A 17,449-nucleotide genomic window follows, 5' to 3' on the forward strand; every position below is an offset into this window, starting at 1 on the left:
GGTTCGTGAAAGCGCCTTATTAAACGGCTGAATGCCTATTATGTTAGAGGCGGTTTGCAAAGGCTTTTTACGAGGACTGTCTAGTTAGCAAGCGTGCGACTTTTTTATGACACTGGCGTGACAGTTAGCGCGCTAAAATAGCTTACGAGTGAAGGGTATTGGATGGACGAGCCTCAGGGAATAGCCTCTAAAGGGGACGTGCTTGATGTCATGGCGCCAAGCGTGAACGCAAGCGTCGATGCGGCAATCAGGCTTGCCGCATGTGCCTCGGAGCGTGCCAGTCTTGCATCCAGAAGGCCGGACTCCGCCGCAGTAGCCTCAGTGATAGTGCCCAACCCGTTGCGATAAGCATCAAAGGCCGCGTCGTAAGTCACCGCTGCCGCTTCGGTCAACGCATCAGCGGCGTCAAAAGCCGCCAGTGAGGAGCGCAGTGCATCAGCAGCAACGACCATCTCGCGCATCGCCGTGTTGCGAATTTTCTCGAATGCCGCTTCGGCTGAAGCCGTGACAGAGACTGCCTGCTGGCGTTTGGCGGCAAGAAGGCCGCCATCATAGATAGGCATTGTCACCCCAAGGAACACCCCGGTGCCTGTGGTCTGGTTGCCAATACTGGGCAAATGACCAATGCTCAGATTTTGCTTGTTGGTTCCCGTGGCGGCGGCAACAAATACCCTGGGCATGAAGTCGGCATCGGCGGCACGCTCTGTCGCTTTGGCAGCTTGCAGCTCAGCATAGCTGGCCAGCACATCCGGCCGCTTGCTGAGTGACGCCTCGATCGCAGAATCCACCGATGCCAACTCGTCAATACCCGGTAGCGGGCGATTCGATGCGCTGGCCACCTCGACCTGTGTCGTCGGCGAAGCACCGAGAGCACTCAGCAACTCCTGATACTGATCGCGCAGCATACTCTGTGCCTGCACCATCCGCAGGTTAGATTGGGCGACAAGCTGACGGGCTTGAGCAACAGCGATACTGGTGCCGGTGCCGGTGCCATTGGCGTAGCGGGACTCAGCCGCATCCTGCAGAAGGCGGTTGTTGACCAGCACCTCCTCAGCAATCGCCAGCCTGTCCTTGGCAGCACCGTACTGGTAATAGCTACGCGTCACGTTGTAGATCACCGCCTGGTGGGCACCATTGAAGTTGACGTTGGCCGCATAGGCATTGTGTCGGGCGGCATCACTGAGCGCCTCGCGCCGACCAAAATCAAACACTAGCCACTGCAAAGCAAGGTTCGGCGCCACACCGCTGACGGTGGTATCGACATGGTGAGTGTCACCATCCAGCAATCCGCGATAAGGAATGCTGGTCTGCTGCCTGCCCGCAAACACATTGGCGGTCAGAATCGGCAGAAACGTGGCTTCAACCATTCCAGAGGCCAGCGCCAGCTGGCGCGCCTGTTCCCAGGCAATTCGGGTTGACGGGTTATGGCGTTGCGCAAAGTCTATCAGTTCGGGTAACTGATACACCTTGCCCGGCTGTAGATCCTGTGACACCGGGTCTGGCAGCAAGCCGATATCAGTTGAACCTGACACGGAAAAATCGCCAGGCAGCGCGGACTGACCTTGAGGCACCCAGGGCGTGCTGGGGGAGGCGGAAGTATTCTTCAGCGCATCCGTTGCACAGCCCTGCAGGGCCCCTATAACGCCAAGAATAACGCCCAGAGCAATACAGGTTCTGAGCTTGGCTAATCTGAACACGCTAGCTTTTCTCAACATGCACAATCCGCTCTATCCGAGTGAGTTGCCGTTCTATATCACTATACGCGCCGTCGTCGAGGGGAGAGCCCTCGTAAGCCGAAGACACTGGCCTGTTACGTCGGTTTTCAAGCTCAGTGGCCAACTGTGACTTGAGTCGCTGCAGGCGCTCTTTGATAGTGCCGTCATCCTGTTCTGCCATGTAAAGCTGGCTGATGAGGTCATTGAGCTCTTCAACAATTCTCTCCACGCGCTTCAGCTCATCAGTGCTGGCACGCAGACGCGACGGCTCGAAAGGCACCATATCGAGAAGTTCTTCGGCTTGGCCCAGTGCAAAATATGCAGTAGAGGCCGCCTGGGTGCGCAACTGTTGATCCTGCCTGGAAAGCGTACTGAGATCGCTCAAGGCATCCAACGCATCGTTGAGCTGCCGTGCCACCTGGTTGATCACGCTACGCGGCCAGAACTGGGTGAAGATCACATAGATGACAAAAATACCCAGCAGGATGCCGTAGATACGGTTGCTGGCCTGGGAGATATCAAAGCTGGGACCAAATCCATTGAGGGTGGTCAGCAAGAAAGCCAAGGCGATCTGCACGCCAGCATAATAGATCCGCTCAGTACCTGATGACACCCAAGCACCGATCAGCACACCAAAGAATACCAGCCCCATCAGGCCACCGACGGAGCTCAGGTGCGGCATGATGAAAGCCAACGAAAAAATCCCCATCGCTGCGCCAATCAGACAACCGACGATCCGCAACGTCAGCTTGCGCAGTGTTTCCCCCGTAGTGCCGAGCGCGGCAACATAACAGGTGATCATCGCCGTATGAATGCCATCCCACTGCATGCCGGTATAAATCAAATAGCAGAGCACCGCCGCTGCTGATGTCTTTAGCGCATAGCGCTGATGTATCGGATTGGAAAATGCATCGGCAGCCAGCAAAGGTATTTTTCTCGGACGCGGTGGCTGTGCAGCCCCTCCATCCGGCTGTGACAAACCATGCAATGCGACATAAAGCGGCTGTAAGCCGGTTTCTGCCGCCTCCGGCGCAGCCTGTAGCATCGGGCACTTATCATTGGCGATAGCATCCGCCGCTTGGCGTAACTCAACCGCCAAGTCACTCCTTGCTGCGCGGCTCAGGCTTTCAGGCAGGGCCTCAGCGATAATCAGGATGCGATAACTTGTCTCAGTGGCTCCGCTGAGCCAGCGAGACCGTACCGTCGATATCAGGTGCAGCAGCTTGACGATCTGCATTTGCTGCAACGAGTCATCATTACCTTCGCTCACCAGGGTGTTGAAAGCCGTTGACGCTTGCTGTGTCTCGATGCGGTCTGCCGCACAGCGCAGTCTTCCGACAATCCGGTTACGTACCAGTGTTTGCGAAGGGGTGCCGAACAGCAGGTTAAAAAGGATCATCAAAAACATTGGCATGCAGGCCATTTTCCATGCCATGAGCAAGCCTTTGTCAGCGACCTCACCAACCGGCACCATGGTCACCAGCGTCATGATAAAGGCGATCACCAAGCCAACAATGGCCGCCTGCTCGCCCAGCGGAGTCGCTGAGCTGAGAAACAGGAAAATATACGAGGCGAAAAACATGACCGCTAGGCGCATGGCAGGGCTGTCGATGCTAACGTTGATGATCGGAATCATCAGAAGCACCACGGTTGATGCCATCAGAATCACGCCCAAGGCCATGATGCAGTTCTTTACGGCATCCTGCTTGGACAAAAAAATGATCAAATAGCAGCTGATTGAGGCCTCAGGTATTTTCAGCATCATGGCCGTTGCAGACACCAGAGCACACAGTAGCGCCACGCGCCAAGTCAGGCCAATCCTGCCAGGAAAGGGCTGGAGATCCGCCCACGCCTGGCGGGCGATTTTCCCCCACGGAGATTCAGCAGCCATCGTTTTGATGAACCGTTGCCACCGCCGATGCGCCGACACGCATCAATTCCGCCGGTGGGTCATCCAGCCGGATGCGGACGGGAAAGCGCTGCTGAACTCTCACCCAATCAAGGGATTTTGGCACAATCGGCAGTGCTAACGGCAGGTCGATCAGGTCTTTCGAGGCCACGCCCCAGCCTATTCCCACCACTGTGCCTTTAATGGCACGGTCGCGGTTAGCCAGCGCATATACCGTGGCGCAGTCACCGACAGCGATATTGCCCAGCATGGTTTCGGTGAAGTTGGCCGAAGCATACCAGGTGTCCGTCTTGATCAGATTGAACTGGGACTGGGCAGGCAGCGCGTAGTCCCCCACAGAAACGGTCACTCCGACAACCCGGCCGTCAGCAGGCGCATAGACCCGAGTGCCGTCCAGCTCATGCTGGGCAATGTCCTGAGCTGCCTGGCGCGCTTCAATCAACGCCAGGGTTGCTTCATCATTACCCACCAGCGCCTCAGCGGCCTGACGCTGCTGAATCGCTTCCTGTAAGCTGATTTCGGCATTGCGTTTAACAGTGCGCGCATCGTGGATCTGCTGCTGAGAAACATAGCCCTTGGACTCCATCGGCAGCAGGCGGTCAAGGGTCTGGTTCGCCAGCGCCAGGTTTGTCGTGGCTCGATTGATCTGGGCCTCGGCAATTTCCGCATTGGCCTGCTCCGCGCGGATAGTTCGAGACTGATCGCCACTGGCCGCCGTTGCCATGGCCAGGTCGGCCTGTGTCTGTTTCAAGGCTAGCCGATAGGCAGTGTCATCAATTTCCAGCAAAAGATCGCCCTTGCGGACAAAGTCGTTTTCCTCAACATGCAAGGCCACGATGCGGCCCGCTACCGACGGAGCAATGTGGACAATATCGGCCCTCAGAGTGGCATCATCTGACAGCGGATTGGCGCGCGCATTCTCGTAGCTTTGGTAAGCCAGAACAGCAGCGCCCGCAATGATGGCAATGGCGATCATGGCCCCGATAGTGGATGCTACCCGCTTGGAAACATGACCTTTCATGATTCAGCGTCCAAAAAAAAGATGAGAAGATAACAGGGTCATGGCCAGCGTCAGAGACAGATATACCAGCACCCGCCATGGAATGATGTCATCAAGCTTCGTCACCACGAAAATGACACGGATGAAAATCGTTGTCACCACACCGATAAACAGCGAGATTAGCCAGTAAGGAAAGAAGCTACCAAACATGCCGACAGCCGGTGCGGCTGACAAGGCCGGTGCGGCTGCCATCAACAAAAGGATCGCCAGAAAGATTCTTTTCAGCAGCCGTTCTTTCCTGGCGGCGCCTGCTCTCAGCACCAGAGCCTCCTATTCATTGCAGTCTGCCCCTATCAAAATAGTGCCCAACAGGGCCTTTTACTTTTGTCCGATCTTGATGAGGCGATGCACCTGATGCATGCCGTCCCCTAAGCATGCTTACTATGGCATGCGTGGTTCGCGGCTGTCTATGCCGCCGCCCGCGCTACACGCTATTCCAGCGAACAGCCCTGTTGTTTGCCATGCACTGACGTCAGATAAGCCGCGCTCATCGCAAAGTGTCCATGTCGCTAGGTACATGTCATCAGATAAAGGGAAGATCAGCGGACGGAGGAAAGATGACGTCTTTACCGTTTACGTCCAACTGGCGGATGTCCACCGGGCGGCCCTCATCATCTAACGTCACAAGGCCAATACCGCTGGCGTTCCAAAGCCGCTCCCCCGCGCTTGCTCCGCTGGGGTCTCGCGGGTGGATACTCAGCTTACGACGTTTGGTAAACCAGTTAAGCGGCGACCATGGCGCGTAGAGCCACCGGTTAAGCCGATCAAAGGTATTTAGCAGTTGCACGGGGAAGGTGTTCTTGATGCCGCTCGAGGTCACCTGCCATAAATGTGGCGCTCGCTTTTGGCGACGCACAATAATGTCGTAAGCAAACGAGTAGTGCACATCACCAGAGAGAATCACGTAATTGCCCGGCGTTTTGGAATGACGCCAGATTTGCAGCAATGCATTGGCGGCGCCACGGTGGGCCATCCAGTTCTCGGCATCCACCACCAGCGGCTTGCCCGCCCAGGTGAACATCTTCTGAACGCCTTCAATCAGCTTTACCCCAAACATGGGGGCTGGCGAGACGATGACAGCGCTTTTGCAACCCAATAGCGCCTGCTGCATTTCCATCAGCGCCTCCCAATCCATTAAGCCGGATGGCTGTTTGGGGCTACGCTCGCTACGCCAGCGGCGGGTACGGGTATCCAAAACAATCAGGGCAGGCGTACCGGGCACCTGAAACTCCCACCCTTGAAAACGCAGTAGCCGTTCGATCAATGCATCCTGCTTAGCGCACACAAGCGGCCCTGGCTCACGGAACAATTCGGCCGCCTGTTCGACCAGCGGGTTAAGCTTATCCGGTGCATTGCCCCACCCCTGGCAGAGCAAATAGGCCACCAGCGCATTGCCAATAATGCGCTTTGAGAACGGATGACCATACGCGCAGCGCTCCCAATCGGCGGTCAGGTTCCAGTCGTCGGTAACATCGTGGTCGTCAAAGATCATCAAACTGGGCAAATGCGCCATTAACCGAGCACACTGCGGTAACCCGGCCACAAAATCATCTAAAGCCGCCTGTTCCTCGCGATAACGTTGGGCTGCTTTATCGTTAAGAACAGGCATCGCTGGGGCAATCATTTGCCAAACAACAGGCGACCACACTAAACAATACATGGCGAGCATTTCCGCCAGTGTCATTAGATGATTGGAGGCGTTCGCCGAGGTAAACACAGGCTTTTTAACACCTCCGAAAAATCGCTCGCGTAGCGCCACGTTACTGGTGACATCGGGCAGCAGCGACTCGCGCTGGTAATAGCTATCAGGCGAGGCATAAAGCGCCTGGCTATCCTCCACCGTGGCGCCCTCGAGCCGCTCATCGACTAGCCCCAGGCGTTCAATAAGCGCATGCACCGCACGCAGCATGGGGCCTGCGACATCATCCACATACACCTGGTCGCCCGTCATTAACAGCCATGCTGGCCACTCTTTCGGCGCTTGCTGCTTGTCCGCCAACCAGCTGTCGGCGCGCACTAACCCATCGGCGCTCGCATGGTGAGGCTTACGACACGAACCGTGCATCAACCGGTGATGGCGTGAGGCGATGACAAAGGCAGGGTAAGCGGCGCCTTCATGGCATAGCCAGGGCGCCCAATCGGGCAGCGCCTGCCACTCCCCCATCGTCGATTGAAGCCGCAGATCGTATTCGATACGTTCATCAGTGGGTAGCGCCTGCGGCAAGCGCAGATCAATCAAGTGAATAAACGCGTGCCGGCCGATAGGCAGGCACTGGTGATGGTCGCTTAAGCGAAAGCGCTGCTCATCGCTGCTGCCTGGGAAAAGCACCAGCGACATGTCAAGCGGGCGCGTTGCCACTAACCACAACACCAGGCGTATGGGGCTAATGCGGCGCAATAGCGGGCCGACCAATACATCCGGCAACGCATCATCCATTGTCATTGCATTTGTTCTCCCTTAGCCATGCGCCACCACCGGCAGTTCGACAGTGACCTCAAGCCCCCCGGCCTCTGCGCGCTGAAGGCGCATTTGGCCATGATAGAGCGTGACCAGGTCCGCCACGATGGCAAGACCCAAGCCACTTTGGGAACGCTGCTCATCCAGGCGCTTGCCGCGCCCAAGTGCCTCCTGACTCTCTTGTTGCGTCATCCCTGGGCCATCATCACTGACGCTCAACCAAAGCATCTGGTCGACGACCCACACCCTAAACGTCACTTCATGGTTTGCCCAGCGTAGTGCATTATCCAGCACGTTGCCGATAAGCTCCTGAATATCCTGGGCATCCAGGTGCACACGCGGGTGATTTTCCCAGATTTGATGCAGGGTAAGCATGCGACGCTGAGCCAGCCGACTCAGCCCGCTTAACAGCGGTGAAAGCGTGTCGTGCAGCGAAATTGGTGCAAAGCGGCCACCGTCACCTGCGGCAGATGCCCGTGCCAGGTGATGGCGAACGGCACTGTCCATTCGGGTTAACTCGGCTTCCCAAGCAGCGCGATGCGCGTCAGGCAACTGGTGGACCAGCAAGCGCATAACACTTAAGGGGGTTTTCAGGGCATGGGCCAAATTACCTGCCGTGTGACGGCCACGCTCAATCAGGCGCTGGTCGCGGGCCAGTACGGCGTTCATGGAAGCCGCAAGCGTAGCAAGCTCATTAGGCAGGTCTGTTGTCATCGCTGCTGCGCGCCCCTGCTCAACGTCTTTTAAGTTGGCCTGCATACGCCGCAGCGGCGCAAGCCCCCAGCGCACCTGTAGGCCCAACACGCCTAACAGCAATGCCCCAAGACTGACCAGGCCCAGCCAGAGCAAGCGCTGGAACTCGCGTATATCGGCCTTCAGCTCGTCATCGCGGGCCGCTACGCTAATATGCAAAGGGGCTTCTAAAGGGGCCAGGTAAATATCTCGCTCGACGGTACGCAGTGATTGCCCACGTGGGCCGGGCAACGAGCGCGCGCTCACCTCTTCGTTATCGATGACCGGCAGGCGTTGATCCCACAGCGAGCGCGAGGTGATCGTGTGCACCTGTTGATCGGTAATTTGCCAGTACCAACCCGAGAAGACCTGGTCAAAAAGTGGGTCCCCAAGAGCGCGGTCATAGCGCAACTGTTCACTGAGCGGGTCAACGGAAACGCCCGCAATAATCACGTTCAGCGTTGCTTCAAGGCGTTCATCAAACGCCTCGGTCGCCGCGTTTCGATAATGATGCGCGAGCAGCATTCCGGCGAGCGGCAAGGCCAGCCCGATCATGACTAAAACGGCCAGCAGCAGGCGAAGGCTAATCGAGCGACCTGACCAGCGCGTTCGCCAGGAAGGCGTTACGTTGCTCATTCGCCGCCTGGCACTTCTGCCAAGAGCCGGTACCCCTGCCCACGCAGGGTGGCAAACCGCCAGGCCCCCAGCTTGCGACGTAGTCGGCTGATTTGCACATCAATCACGTTTGAGTCGGGCTCATGGTCGCGGTCGTAAACGTGTTCAGAAAGCTCGCTTCGGCTGACGACCCTGGGAGCGGCATGCATCAGGTAGCCGAGCAGACGTGTCTCCTGGGCAGTCAAGCTTACCGGGCGGCCCGCCAGGCTTACGTGCTGCGTATGAGTATCCAGGCTGAGTTCACCTACTTTGAGTACCGGATGAGCATGGCCGTGGGTACGCCGCACTAGTGCCCGTAGCCGAAACAACACCTCACCCGGCTCGAAAGGCTTGGTAACGTAGTCATCGGCACCTGCGGTAAAGCCCGCCGCTTTGTCCGCCCAGCGCTCTCGAGCAGTCAGAATCAGCACAGGCAGATCAATGCCGTCTTCACGCCAGGCGGCCAGCCAGCGCGTGCCGTCACCATCGGGCAAACCTACATCAAGTATTACCGTATCGTAGGTTTCGGTACGCACCAAAAAGTCGGCCTCTTGGCCATTTTCGGCATGCTCAACGACCCAGTCACCGTCACGCAGCGCTTGACTCAGCTCGCGGGCAATCGCCTGATCATCTTCTACCAGCAAACACTTCATGGCGTCATACCTTGTGGGCGGCGCATCTCATTGATACGCACGCCCTCTATTTTCATTAACTGACCATTGTGACCATCAAATTCAAACTCAACCACCTGGCCTTGTGGACCCAGCAGCTTGATTTCATACTCTACCAGACCCTGCTCGCGCTCTACCTCCACTTCCAGCACGTCTCCCAGATAGTTCGCTTCCAGCCAGTCTAAAATGGTTTCCAAGGGCACCACCTCCCCGCGGCGCACTTCACTGTGCAGCGTTTCCCAGTGCTGATCACCTACAGCGCTGCCTATCAATATGGCAGCCAGCAGCGCCCCGCCCATCCACTTGGCAGAGGAGTGGAAGCAGTAAAAGAGTCGGTGCGTGAATTGATGGCGGAGTGACTTCATTGGACTAGAATGCCAGAAGCAACATGAACGCTAGATGAATGGATTGTTCAGCTTGGGGAAATAACCGAAGTGCTATAAATCTTCTGTCGCATTCGCTGAGTGATCTATATCAGACCACATTCATCGGGCAATGCCATTCATTAAGCAAAGAAGGAATTTGATATGAACGTCATGCAAAAAATGCTGTTGATACCCGCCTCTGCTCTGCTACTCACCGCGGCAGCAGGCAGCGCTCAAGCAGACGCGCTGTCCATGGATCGGGTTGACGAGGTGCTGGTACCTGCCGTCGATTATGGATTCACCCACTATGAAGAGATCAGCATTAAAAGCCGTGGACGCGCAGAAGTAGAAGGCTGGCTGGATGATGAGTGGTACGCCGACGTTGAATTTTCACTGGATAATGGCGAAACCCTGAAAGAAGAGCGTAAACGCTTAATTACCGGCGCGTGGGGAATGAGTGAAGAGGACGTACGCCAGGCGTTGGAAGTGGCGCGAAAAGAGGGCATGAGCGAATTTGAGGATATCGACATCGATAAGGGCGGCGTTATTGATATCGAAGGCCGGGATGAGAATGGCCGCGAGCTGGAAATAAGCCTGCGTCAAGGCTCTTACGAGATTACTGAAATTGACCGCGATTAATAACTGCTAGCGGTAGCACCCTATCGCTGGCTATGTGTTATCACACGGTGCGGGCCCTACGGGGTCCGCTTGTGTTTTTACCACTATCTAGCGACAGTTTTGGCAATTTCCCCGAGCCATAATCGCCTCGGCAATGCGTTCAATTCCCTGCCGGTAGGCGGCCTGTCGATACGTCACTTTATCCTTTTCTGCGCGCGTTAAGACGCGGCTCGCTTCCTGATCAAGCAGGCTGTCCAAGCGCTTGTTCACTTCTTCCTCCAGCCACTTTTCGCCTGAGCGATTTTGCAGCCACTCAAAGTAGCTCACAATCACACCGCCAGTATTGGCCAGTACATCAGGCAGTACCGGAATATCGCGTTTACTCAATGCCTCGTCGGCGCTGCTGGTGAGCGGCCCGTTAGCAATCTCAAGAATGACGCCCGCCTTTACGTTATCCACATTCTCACTGTGAATCTGGTTTTCAAGCGCGGCAAGCACCAAAATATCTACATCAAGCGATAACAGCTTGTCGCCTGAAAGTGTCTTACCCAGTTTGCTGTCCGCCAGCTTTCCATGCTTATTCTTATCCTTTTTCGCCGAATCAATATTCAGCCCATCCGCGCTGTATATAGCGCCGCTTGTATCCGAGACCGCCACTACTTTGTAACCTCGTTGGCTTGCCAAGCGGGCGAAATGATACGCGGCTTTACCGAAGCCCTGCACGGCAATGGTGGTCTCTTCGGGCGTGCGCTCTTCCCGTTCGGCCCATAAATCCAGCACTTTCAACGCTCCGCGACCCGTCGCTTCTACCCGGCCTGGCGAGCCACCCAGCGCAAGCGGTTTACCGGTGATCGCCGCTGGCGCTTGGGCGCGGACAATATGTTCATACTCATCAATCATCCAGCCCATCACCTGGGCATCTGTGTTCACATCGGGCGCGGGGATATCCCGGTCAGGCCCCATGACATCCGCGATGGCGCGAATATAGCCTCTTGCTAACCGTTCTCTTTCCAGCGAGGAGAGCGCCTTGGCGTCTACTTGAACGCCACCCTTGCCGCCCCCGTAAGGCAGCCCGACCACGGCACATTTCACCGCCATCCAAAAGCTCAACGTGGTAACTTCATGCTGGTTAACGTTAGGGTGAAAGCGCACCCCACCCTTGGCTGGCCCTAGGCTAGTATCGTACTGTATCCGCCAGGCTGGAAAGGCTTTTAAGCTACCGTCATCCATGCGGATCGGTACACTAACTTGAAGCGATAAGCTGGGTTGCATTAGCCGCGCTTGGGCATCCGGATGAATATTCAACGCGCCGAACACGGCCTCCAGCCGCGAGCGGGCATCTTCAAACAGCGCCGCACCGGTTTCAGGAGCCAAGGCTTGAGGCACTTTTGGTGCTGCTTGAGCCTCATGCTTTTTGGACAATTTCTGCTTTTTGGCTTTCGTACTGGCCATGGAGGATGCTCCTTTTCCCGAGTAGACGTTAACGCTCCTGTCTCATTAACTGCGTATTAGATAAAGCGTAGCAGGTTGGCCCAGGCAAACGCTTTTGCTTGCTAAATTCATGCGTTTTCTCACACTTAACGTATTCGCAGTGATGCCAAGGGGAGAACATCGTGGAACTGATAACGTGGAAGCAAGAAGGCATCGCGCAGAGAAAATCGAAGAGATGACAGCGCCGGGGGTGTCTCAAATAGCGCATGATTTGGCGTGGCTGATAACAGCGCCCGATCTGGTCACGCTCCCGCCGCCCATGCCAAACGGTGGCCGCCCGACGTGTCAGGAGTTGGGCCTGGCCACAGGGACTGCTGACTGGCTACAGCAAATAACGCCGCTACTCGCAGGCGTTAACCGCCAACAGACAGGCCGCATGGGGCACTACCACGAGCGGCTGTGGCATCTCCTGCTGGATAACGCGCCTAACACGCGGCTACTCGCCAAAAATGTGCGCATCTTTAAAAAGCGCACGACGCTTGGCGAGCTGGATATGCTTTACCGCACCCGCGATAACCCGGCGCCCGTGCATCTGGAAGTGGCGATCAAGTTTTATTTGGGCCTGCCTGAAGGCCCCGGCCCGGCCGACAGCCAAAGCCGCTGGATCGGTCCTGGTGGGCTGGATAGCCTGGCGCTAAAATGCGCTCATTTATGCCAGCACCAACTGCCGCGCTCCATAACGCCCGGGGCACTGGCCACGCTTGCTCACTGGCTAACACCCCGCGACATCGCCACCTGCTCGTCCACGGTAGGAGAGCTTCTTACTCATCGCCTCGCCATGCCGGGCGCCTTGTTTTACCCGTGGCATGCGGCGCTGCCTTTCCCCCAGCACGCTACGCCGAACCATCACCGCGGCAGGTGGTGTTTTTTGCGTGACTGGCCTGCGCTGCGCGATAGCCTGGGTGCGTCGTTACGCATGGTCTGGTTACGAAAACCGCACTGGCTAGCACCGCCCAGAGCGGAAGATTTTCAACCAGTGGCCGCCGTAATGCCTGGCATTGAGCGACTCATCGAACAGTACGGGCCCCAGCAAATAATGCTCTACCTGCCCCACCAGCAGCGCATTGAACGAGTATTCATAGTGCCCAACGACTGGCCCCGCCAAGTACCCATTGCCCCCAGAGCAAGGTAGCGCACGCATAAAAAAGCCGCTTACTGATCACAGCAAACGGCGTTTTGATGACGTTCTGTTTCAATCAATACCCGGACAAAATCAGGCGCTAGATCACGACCAGGTTATCGCGGTGAATCAGTTCATGGGCTTCTACGTAGCCCAAAATAGCCTCAATTTGGTGACTCGGCTGACCCGCCAACTGACGCGCTTCATCCACGCCGTAATTGACCAGCCCTTTAGCAACCGGCGTGCCCTGCTCATCAACACACACCACCATATCGCCCCGCTTGAACGTGCCTTTTACACCCCGCACTCCCACCGGCAACAGGCTGGAGCCTTTTTCGCGCAGGACTTTTACCGCCCCGGCATCCAGCATCAGCGTACCACGCACTTGAAGTTGCCCCGCCAGCCAGCGCTTACGCGCCGCCATCGGTGCCTGCTCCGGATGCAGTAGCGTTCCCAACGCTTCACCACTGATAAGCCGGGTAATGACGCCTGGCTGGCGACCACTGGCAATCACTGTAACGGCGCCTGAACGTGCGGCAAGTTTGGCGGCACGTACCTTGGTACTCATGCCACCCCGCCCCAGCGCCCCGCCGCTGCCCGCCACCGCTGCCAAGCGCGGGTCATCTGCACGCCCTTCGGCGATCATCTTGGCATTGGGGTTATGGCGTGGATCGGCATCGAACAGGCCTTCCTGGTCGGTAAGCAGCAGTAACGCGTCCGCTTCCAGCAGGTTGGCTACCAACGCGCCCAGCGTATCGTTATCGCCAAAACGTATTTCGTCGGTCACCACCGTATCGTTTTCGTTGATGACCGGCACCACGCGCATTTCCACCAGCGTGCGCAGGGCCGATAACGCATTGAGGTAGCGTTTGCGGTTGGAAAGGTCGTCATGAGTGAGCAGAATTTGCGCAGTGAGCATTTCGTGGCGAGCAAAATGTTGCTCATAGCACTGAGTAAGGCCGTTCTGGCCCACTGCCGCGGCGGCCTGCAGCTCATGCACCGCACTCGGGCGTGCTTGCCAGCCTAACCGCACCATGCCTGCTGCCACGGCGCCCGAGGAGACCAGCACCACCTCAACACCCTGTTGATGAAGCTCAGCAATCTGGTCAACCCAGCCGCCAATAGCGGCTTCATCCAGGCCACGGCCGTCGTTGGTCAGCAGTGCGCTGCCGATTTTCACTACCACACGGCGCGCACGGCTTAACGCTTCGCGGCCCATCCCCTGCTCATGACTCTCCATCCGTCTCTACCTTATCAGGCACGTTGTTAACACTATTCAGCAACGCTATTAAGCGATGATATTCGACAACAATATTCAACGTCGGCCATTACTGGCAGGCTGAGCAAGCCTGCCGGTTTCGGCCGTTAGGGCGCGTACTCGATCTCAACGTCGTAATCATCATCATCGAAGTCATCGTCGTCGGCTTCTTCAGCAGGCCGCTTACGGCGACGCCCCAGACGCTCTTCGATACGGGCGACCGACTCATCTTCCATGCGGCGGCGCATTTCCTGCTCGCGGGCCAGCGCCTCTTCGTCTTCGTTCTCAAGGCGACGCTGCTCGGTCAGCCAGCGGTACGCGGCCTGAACCAGCTTGTCCGTGCCTTCATTGCTAATCGCCGAGATACGGAACACCGGGCCTTCCCAGCCAAGCGCGTCAATGATCGCCTGGGCGCGTTCTTCGCGCTCCTCTACCGGCAGCAGATCAAACTTGTTCAACACCAGCCAGCGCGGGCGCTCGGAAAGCGCCGGAGAGAACTGGCCAAGCTCATGCACGATCGCTTGAGCGGTTTCCACCGGGTCAGACTCATCAAAGGGCGCCACGTCGACTACATGAAATAGCAGTCGCGTGCGGGTCAGGTGCTTAAGAAAGCGCAGCCCCAGGCCCGCACCGTCAGAGGCACCTTCGATCAACCCCGGCACGTCCGCCATCACAAAGTGCTCGTGCATACCCAGCTTCACAACACCCAAGTTAGGCACCAGCGTGGTAAACGGGTAGTTGGCTACTTTAGGTTTGGCCGCCGATACCGAGCGAATCAGGGTGGATTTGCCGGCATTGGGCATGCCCAACAGGCCAACATCCGCCATCACCTTCATTTCCAAACGCAAGTTGCGACGGTCGCCTTCGGTACCTGGCGTGGTGCGCCGCGGTGCACGGTTAGTGGATGACTTGAAGTGGATGTTACCCAAACCACGTCGACCACCTTCCGCGACCAGTACCACCTGGCCAATTTCGGTGACATCCGCGATGACTTCCAGCGTATCAACGTCCACAACGGTGGTGCCTACCGGCACCTTAACGTGCAGATCTTCACCGGCTTTACCGCTCATCTGGCGGCCCATGCCACCTTGGCCGTTTTCAGCCTTGTAAAAACGCTGAAACTTGAAGTCGACCAGCGTATTGAGCGCATCGTCACCGATCAGGTAAACGCACCCCCCGTGCCCACCGTCACCACCATCGGGGCCACCTTTGGGCACATATTTTTCGCGGCGAAAGCTCAGACAGCCATTGCCGCCATTTCCCGCCTCAACAATAATCGAGGCTTCATCGACGAACTGCATAGTTTCTCCCGGCCGCTTCCGCCGCCCTATATGCAACGCTCCTGCCTCCATTCATTGGGCAAGAGGGTTTAAACAGACAAAAAAGCCCCGCCATAGCGGGGCTTTTTTTCATTAACTACGTTCTACGCAACCAGAGTTGCTTATTCAGAAACGATGCTAACGAATTTGCGGTTTTTCGGGCCTTTGGTCTCAAACTTCACAAAGCCTTCGTTCAGTGCGAACAAAGTGTGATCACGACCTAGACCAACGCCAGTACCCGCGTGGAAACGCGTGCCGCGCTGACGAACGATGATGCTACCTGCGTTCGCTGCTTGGCCACCGAAAAGCTTAACACCTAGGCGTTTGGATTCGGAATCGCGACCGTTACGCGTGGAGCCGGCTGCCTTTTTATGTGCCATTGCAAAATTCTCCTTTCAGGGAATGAACCGCTTACGCGGAAATTCCGGTAATTTTGACTTCAGTGAACCACTGGCGGTGGCCCTGACGCTTCATGCTGTGCTTACGGCGACGGAATTTAATGATCGTCACCTTGTCACCGCGGCCGTGGGAAACGATTTCAGCGGAAACCTTGGCGCCACTCAACAGCGGTGCACCAATGTTTACGTCGTCGCCGTCTGCAACCAGCAGCACTTCATCAAACTCAATCGTTTCGCCGGTAGCGACTTCGATTTTCTCGAGTTTAAGGGTCTGACCTTCTTGAACGCGGTACTGCTTGCCACCGCTTTTGATAATTGCGTACATGTCGCTCTCCGGACTTATCGGTAATGCCGTTATGCGTTGCATAACCAGCGCTCATCGCCTGACGCTCTTATTGACCTGCTGCGAGTGGCGCCCCTTTTGGAGCCATCTGACAGGGAGCATGATGAGTGGGTCGCGGATTATAACGACAATCGCCTTCTACCACAAGACTACAGGCCGTTGTCAATTGATGATTATTGTCGCACGCCGAATGGATGCCCTCCACGCGCCTTGACGCTTTCCCGGCAGCCCCATAGCATGACCTCAATTCAGGGGCGTCTCCCCTCCACCTGCCGCGATGAACGGAACCCATGACCGCCAACGTCTCCCCAACCCCGACTGCCAGCCCTACGCCCTCACCGCTGCACGCCGTGGTGGCGGATGACTTTGAAGCCGTCAACCGGACGATTGTTGAGCAGCTCACCTCGAAAGTCCCGCTCGTCGAGACCATCAGCCAATACATTATTGAAAGCGGCGGCAAGCGTTTGCGACCCATGCTGGTACTGCTGGCGGCTCGCTCACTGGGCTACCAGGGCGACAAGCACATTACCCTGGCCACGTTGATTGAGTTTATGCACACCTCGACGCTGCTCCACGACGACGTGGTGGATGAGTCTCACATGCGGCGGGGCAAAAAAACCGCCAACGATGCCTGGGGTAACGCGCCATCGGTGTTGGTCGGCGACTTTCTCTATTCGCGCTCATTTCAGCTCATGGTCGATGTTGGGTCGATGCAGATCATGGCGATCCTCTCCAGCGCCACCTGCACCATCGCCGAAGGCGAAGTGCTACAGCTCACCAATATTGGCAACCCCAGCATATCTGAAGCGGATTACTTTGAAACCATTCAAGGTAAAACCGCCATGCTGTTTGAAGCTGCCAGCCACAGCGGTGCCGTACTTGCTGATGCCACACCCGAGCAAGCCCAGGCGCTACAGTTATATGGCCGTTACCTGGGCCTTGCCTTCCAGTTGATTGATGACCTGTTAGATTACCAGGGCGATGCCGACGCCATGGGTAAAAATGTGGGCGATGACCTGGCCGAAGGCAAGCCCACCCTGCCGCTGATTCACGCCATGGAGCAGGGCACGCCTGAGCAGGCCAAGCTGATTCGCCAGGTGATCCGCAAAGGCGGTCTTGAGCAGTTGGATGACGTACTGGCCATTATTCATGCCACGGGCGCGCTTGAGTACACCCGTAAACGCGCCGATGAAATGGCCGGTAAAGCACTGGCGCAATTAGAGGTACTTTCGCCCAGCCCGTATCGCGATAGCATGGCACAACTCGCCCGCCTGGCCGTTGACAGGCAAGCATAAATTCGCACAACGGAGGCGCTTGGGCTTGATAAAAAGCGTCCCT

The 17,449-nt window shown here is 56.9% G+C and carries 16 protein-coding genes; 3 read left to right on the plus strand and 13 right to left on the minus strand.

Annotated elements, in window-relative coordinates:
• Positions 1-173: 173 nt before the first annotated feature.
• The 8 genes from CZ787_RS10185 to CZ787_RS10220 all read right to left on the minus strand — a co-directional run bounded on the left by CZ787_RS10185 (position 174) and on the right by CZ787_RS10220 (position 9,498).
• On the minus strand, positions 174-1,715 hold the full coding sequence (locus CZ787_RS10185) for a TolC family protein (RefSeq protein ID WP_087108786.1): 1,542 nt from the start codon (positions 1,713-1,715) through the stop codon (positions 174-176).
• The gene (locus CZ787_RS10190; protein ID WP_087108788.1) at positions 1,699-3,606 is read right to left on the minus strand and encodes an FUSC family protein; all 1,908 of its coding nucleotides are present in this window, start codon (positions 3,604-3,606) and stop codon (positions 1,699-1,701) included. Before CZ787_RS10190 ends, CZ787_RS10185 begins: the two co-directional genes overlap by 17 nt.
• Complete coding sequence (gene mdtN, locus CZ787_RS10195) at positions 3,596-4,645, minus strand: multidrug transporter subunit MdtN (protein ID WP_087108790.1); 1,050 nt, start codon at positions 4,643-4,645, stop codon at positions 3,596-3,598. The genes CZ787_RS10190 and mdtN overlap by 11 nt, the downstream gene beginning before the upstream one ends.
• A 3-nt stretch (positions 4,646-4,648) precedes the next feature.
• On the minus strand, positions 4,649-4,945 hold the full coding sequence (locus CZ787_RS10200) for a YtcA family lipoprotein (protein ID WP_087108792.1): 297 nt from the start codon (positions 4,943-4,945) through the stop codon (positions 4,649-4,651).
• Between the two features lie 262 nt (positions 4,946-5,207).
• Positions 5,208-7,127 (minus strand): alkaline phosphatase D family protein, encoded by a 1,920-nt coding sequence (locus CZ787_RS10205; RefSeq protein WP_087108794.1) that lies wholly within the window; start codon positions 7,125-7,127, stop codon positions 5,208-5,210.
• A gap of 15 nt (positions 7,128-7,142) precedes the next feature.
• Positions 7,143-8,510: a sensor histidine kinase gene (locus CZ787_RS10210; protein ID WP_087108796.1), complete on the minus strand. Its 1,368-nt coding sequence runs from the start codon at positions 8,508-8,510 to the stop codon at positions 7,143-7,145.
• Entirely contained in the window at positions 8,507-9,181 is a 675-nt protein-coding gene (locus CZ787_RS10215; RefSeq protein ID WP_087108798.1) for a response regulator transcription factor, read from the minus strand. Before CZ787_RS10215 ends, CZ787_RS10210 begins: the two co-directional genes overlap by 4 nt.
• Positions 9,178-9,498 (minus strand): PepSY domain-containing protein, encoded by a 321-nt coding sequence (locus CZ787_RS10220; protein WP_087108801.1) that lies wholly within the window; start codon positions 9,496-9,498, stop codon positions 9,178-9,180. The genes CZ787_RS10215 and CZ787_RS10220 overlap by 4 nt, the downstream gene beginning before the upstream one ends.
• 228 nt (positions 9,499-9,726) lie before the next feature.
• Between CZ787_RS10220 and CZ787_RS10225 the strand changes: the two genes are divergently transcribed.
• Positions 9,727-10,203, plus strand: coding sequence for a PepSY domain-containing protein (locus CZ787_RS10225; RefSeq protein ID WP_087108803.1), 477 nt, complete (start codon positions 9,727-9,729; stop codon positions 10,201-10,203).
• Positions 10,204-10,290: 87 nt separating this feature from the next.
• Here CZ787_RS10225 and CZ787_RS10230 read toward each other — a convergent pair whose 3' ends face one another.
• Positions 10,291-11,634, minus strand: coding sequence for a Glu/Leu/Phe/Val family dehydrogenase (locus tag CZ787_RS10230; RefSeq protein ID WP_087108805.1), 1,344 nt, complete (start codon positions 11,632-11,634; stop codon positions 10,291-10,293).
• A gap of 214 nt (positions 11,635-11,848) precedes the next feature.
• Here CZ787_RS10230 and CZ787_RS10235 point away from each other — a divergent pair, with 214 nt between their 5' ends.
• Positions 11,849-12,805 carry a DUF1853 family protein gene (locus CZ787_RS10235; protein ID WP_176372206.1) on the plus strand — a complete coding sequence of 319 codons (957 nt, stop codon included), beginning with the start codon at positions 11,849-11,851 and terminating at the stop codon, positions 12,803-12,805.
• Positions 12,806-12,893: 88 nt separating this feature from the next.
• Here the strand turns inward: CZ787_RS10235 and proB are convergent, their stop codons facing one another.
• From proB to rplU, 4 genes are all read right to left on the minus strand, one after another.
• Positions 12,894-14,033, minus strand: a complete 1,140-nt coding sequence (proB, locus tag CZ787_RS10240) for a glutamate 5-kinase (protein ID WP_087108807.1) — start codon at positions 14,031-14,033, stop codon at positions 12,894-12,896.
• A gap of 125 nt (positions 14,034-14,158) precedes the next feature.
• A complete protein-coding gene (gene cgtA, locus CZ787_RS10245) occupies positions 14,159-15,352 on the minus strand; it encodes an Obg family GTPase CgtA (protein ID WP_087108810.1) in 1,194 nt (397 codons plus the stop codon).
• A gap of 140 nt (positions 15,353-15,492) precedes the next feature.
• Positions 15,493-15,750: a 50S ribosomal protein L27 gene (gene rpmA, locus CZ787_RS10250; protein ID WP_018917617.1), complete on the minus strand. Its 258-nt coding sequence runs from the start codon at positions 15,748-15,750 to the stop codon at positions 15,493-15,495.
• Positions 15,751-15,781: 31 nt separating this feature from the next.
• Positions 15,782-16,093, minus strand: a complete 312-nt coding sequence (gene rplU / locus CZ787_RS10255) for a 50S ribosomal protein L21 (RefSeq protein WP_087108812.1) — start codon at positions 16,091-16,093, stop codon at positions 15,782-15,784.
• Between the two features lie 308 nt (positions 16,094-16,401).
• Here rplU and ispB point away from each other — a divergent pair, with 308 nt between their 5' ends.
• Positions 16,402-17,406 carry an octaprenyl diphosphate synthase gene (gene ispB, locus CZ787_RS10260; protein WP_087108814.1) on the plus strand — a complete coding sequence of 335 codons (1,005 nt, stop codon included), beginning with the start codon at positions 16,402-16,404 and terminating at the stop codon, positions 17,404-17,406.
• Positions 17,407-17,449 lie beyond the last annotated feature (43 nt).

Origin of the sequence: Halomonas citrativorans, assembly GCF_900163645.1 — a bacterium.
GTDB classification, from domain to species: domain Bacteria; phylum Pseudomonadota; class Gammaproteobacteria; order Pseudomonadales; family Halomonadaceae; genus Vreelandella; species Vreelandella citrativorans.

Bases quoted from the DNA above. Each gene is read 5' to 3' on its own strand.
- CZ787_RS10235 (WP_176372206.1), top strand. From the start codon at position 11,849: ATGACAGCGCCGGGGGTGTCTCAAATAGCGCATGATTTGGCGTGGCTG.
- CZ787_RS10225 (WP_087108803.1), top strand. From the start codon at position 9,727: ATGAACGTCATGCAAAAAATGCTGTTGATACCCGCCTCTGCTCTGCTA.
- mdtN (WP_087108790.1), bottom strand. From the start codon at position 4,645: ATGAAAGGTCATGTTTCCAAGCGGGTAGCATCCACTATCGGGGCCATG.
- ispB (WP_087108814.1), top strand. From the start codon at position 16,402: ATGACCGCCAACGTCTCCCCAACCCCGACTGCCAGCCCTACGCCCTCA.
- rplU (WP_087108812.1), bottom strand. From the start codon at position 16,093: ATGTACGCAATTATCAAAAGCGGTGGCAAGCAGTACCGCGTTCAAGAA.
- CZ787_RS10185 (WP_087108786.1), bottom strand. From the start codon at position 1,715: ATGTTGAGAAAAGCTAGCGTGTTCAGATTAGCCAAGCTCAGAACCTGT.
- cgtA (WP_087108810.1), bottom strand. From the start codon at position 15,352: ATGCAGTTCGTCGATGAAGCCTCGATTATTGTTGAGGCGGGAAATGGC.
- CZ787_RS10205 (WP_087108794.1), bottom strand. From the start codon at position 7,127: ATGACAATGGATGATGCGTTGCCGGATGTATTGGTCGGCCCGCTATTG.
- proB (WP_087108807.1), bottom strand. From the start codon at position 14,033: ATGGAGAGTCATGAGCAGGGGATGGGCCGCGAAGCGTTAAGCCGTGCG.
- rpmA (WP_018917617.1), bottom strand. From the start codon at position 15,750: ATGGCACATAAAAAGGCAGCCGGCTCCACGCGTAACGGTCGCGATTCC.
- CZ787_RS10215 (WP_087108798.1), bottom strand. From the start codon at position 9,181: ATGAAGTGTTTGCTGGTAGAAGATGATCAGGCGATTGCCCGCGAGCTG.
- CZ787_RS10230 (WP_087108805.1), bottom strand. From the start codon at position 11,634: ATGGCCAGTACGAAAGCCAAAAAGCAGAAATTGTCCAAAAAGCATGAG.
- CZ787_RS10190 (WP_087108788.1), bottom strand. From the start codon at position 3,606: ATGGCTGCTGAATCTCCGTGGGGGAAAATCGCCCGCCAGGCGTGGGCG.
- CZ787_RS10210 (WP_087108796.1), bottom strand. From the start codon at position 8,510: ATGAGCAACGTAACGCCTTCCTGGCGAACGCGCTGGTCAGGTCGCTCG.
- CZ787_RS10220 (WP_087108801.1), bottom strand. From the start codon at position 9,498: ATGGGCGGGGCGCTGCTGGCTGCCATATTGATAGGCAGCGCTGTAGGT.